This is a genomic window from Paratractidigestivibacter sp., from assembly GCF_052362415.1.
Lineage (GTDB): Bacteria > Actinomycetota > Coriobacteriia > Coriobacteriales > Atopobiaceae > Paratractidigestivibacter.
Genome location: NZ_DAWEMK010000110.1, coordinates 1 through 2,308, shown reverse-complemented (window position 1 = coordinate 2,308; position 2,308 = coordinate 1). Strand labels below are relative to the sequence as shown.

Below are 2,308 nucleotides of genomic sequence, written 5' to 3'. Positions count from 1 at the left end.
ACGTGACCACGGGCGTGCACCCCGCCAAGCTCGTCGACTGGACGAGCAAGGCGGCGATGAAGCCCTGCTACCGCGCTGCCGGCATCCCGGTGGCGCGGCAGATCCGCCTGACCACGCTCGACGCGGCGCGCGCCTTCGCGGCCGAGGTCGGCTACCCGACCTTCGCCAAGCCCGAGGTCGGCATGGGCAGCGGCGGCGCCTGGAAGGTCGAGAACGACGACGACCTGCAGCGCGTCTTTGCGAGCAAAGGAGGCACCCCCTACGTCCTCGAGGAGTTCGTCGGCGGCCGGATCTGCTCCTACGACGCGATCGTGGACTCGCACGGCGAGCCCCTCTTCGAGAACCAGGAGGAGTTCCCGCCCTCGATGGCCGATGTCTGCGCCCAGCAGCTCGACGTCTCGTACTACTCGTGCCCCGGCGTCGACCCCAAGCTGCGCGCGTACGGCCGCGCGGCCGTCAAGTCCTTCGGCTACGCGAGCCGCTTCGTGCACATGGAGTTCTTCCGCCTGACCGAGGACAAGCCCGGCCTCGGGCAAGCCGGCGACTACGTCGGCCTGGAGGTCAACTCGCGCCCGCCCGGAGGCTACACCCCCGAGATGATGAACTACGCCCACTCGCTCAACGTCTATCAGGTGTGGGCCGACATGGTCTGCTTCGACGAGAGCCACGTGGTCCCCGGCGGCGAGCACTACTACTGCGTCCATGCGAGCCGTCGCGACATCCACGAGTACGCGCACAGCCGCGAGGAGGTCGAGGCGCGCTACGCCGAGCCGCTGATGAGCATCGACCGTATGCCGGACGGCCTCGCGGACGATCTGGGCAACACCGCCTATGTGGCGCGGTTCAAGACCAAGCCCGAGCTCGACGAGTTCGTGGCCTTCGTGCAGGAAAGGGCGTAGCGCATGGGCGAAGCAAATGAGTACCAGGTCAGGAGGGCCGGCGTCGCCGACGTTCCCGGGCTTGTCGATTTGCTGCTCCAGGTGTGCGCGGTGCATGCAGAGGGGCGGCCGGACCTCTTTGTGATGGGCGCGCGCAAGTACTCGGACGCCGAGCTGTGTGCGCTCATGTCCAATGAGTCGAGGCCGGTGTTCGTGGCGGTCGAGGGCGACCGCGTCCTCGGCCATGCGTTCTGCGTGATCGAGGATTTCCGCGGGTCCAACAACATGCAGCCCGTGGTCACGGTCTATATCGACGACATCTGCGTGGACGAGTCCGTCCGCGGTCAAGGCGTCGCCACGGCGCTCTACCGACACGTCGTCGATTTCGCGCGCGGCGTCGGGGCCCACAACGTGACGCTCAACGTGTGGAGCTGCAATCCCGGAGCCCGCGCGTTCTACGAGAAGATGGGCATGGTCCCGTATAAAGTCGGCATGGAGCAGGTGCTTGATTAGATGGCTATGGATCACCGTGGGATGAGAAGGGCGAAGCGCGAGGTCGCCGACCTCGCCGAGCTTCGCGGCATCGTCGAGAAGTGCCCGGTCGTTTGGGTGGGCTCGCACGACGCCGAGGGCGTCTTTGTGGTGCCCATGAGCTTCGGGTACGAGCTCGCCGAGCCCGTGCCGGGGGAGGCGGGAGACGCCCGCTGGACGTTCTGGCTGCACTGCGCCTCCGAGGGGCGCAAGACCGACGCGGACCAGAAGGTCCGCGGCCTTACGGCGATCATGGCCCACATGGCTCCGGGCGCCCCCGTGGAGTTCTCGCCCGACGCCGTCAAGCTCGTGGACGTCTGGCGCGTGGACGTCGACCACCTCACCGGCAAGCGCCGCGAGTAAGAAAAATGACGAAAAGGGACAGTCCCTTTTCGTCATTTTTCTTACAGGGCGCAGGACCAGCGGATGTTCTCGTCGATGTCGCGGGAGAGGGGGATGAGCCGCAGCATGGGGCAGGTGCGCTCGCGTACAACGTGGGCGGGATTGCCGGCAACGGTGGTGTCGGCGGGCACGTCGTGGACCACGACGGACCCGGCCGCCACCTTGACGTTGTCGCCGACGTGGATATCGCCGAGGACAATCGTGCCGGCGCCCACCATGACGTTGTTGCCCAAGGTCGGGTGGCGCTTTCCGCCGTGCTTGCCCGTCATGCCGAGGGTCACGCCCTGGTAGAGCAGGCAATCATCGCCGATGATGGCTGTCTCGCCGATGACGATGCCCATGCCGTGGTCGATCATGAAGCGCTTGCCGATGGTCGCGGCGGGCGCGATCTCGACGCCGTAGCGGCGGCGGGAGAGGCGCGCGAGCAGAGTCGCCAGGCCGCGCATGCCGTGCTCCCATAGCCAGTGCTGGCGACGATACGCCCATACGGCGTGCAT

4 protein-coding genes are annotated in these 2,308 nt (G+C 67.0%); 3 read left to right on the top strand and 1 reads right to left on the bottom strand.

Annotated features, from left to right (window positions below; translation table 11 throughout):
- From ACT84W_RS09135 to ACT84W_RS09125, 3 genes are all read left to right on the top strand, one after another.
- A partial coding sequence (locus ACT84W_RS09135; RefSeq protein WP_444328981.1) for an ATP-grasp domain-containing protein occupies nt 1-899 on the top strand: 899 nt, incomplete at its 5' end.
- Between the two features lie 3 nt (nt 900-902).
- Nucleotides 903-1,391 (top strand): GNAT family N-acetyltransferase, encoded by a 489-nt coding sequence (locus ACT84W_RS09130; protein ID WP_432291166.1) that lies wholly within the window; start codon nt 903-905, stop codon nt 1,389-1,391.
- A gap of 21 nt (nt 1,392-1,412) precedes the next feature.
- A complete protein-coding gene (locus ACT84W_RS09125; protein WP_444328980.1) occupies nt 1,413-1,772 on the top strand; it encodes a pyridoxamine 5'-phosphate oxidase family protein in 360 nt (119 codons plus the stop codon).
- 41 nt (nt 1,773-1,813) lie between these two features.
- On the opposite strand, the gene epsC is transcribed toward ACT84W_RS09125, so the two are convergent.
- Nucleotides 1,814-2,308 (bottom strand): serine O-acetyltransferase EpsC (epsC, locus tag ACT84W_RS09120; RefSeq protein WP_444328979.1); only part of this gene is annotated, 495 nt, incomplete at its 5' end.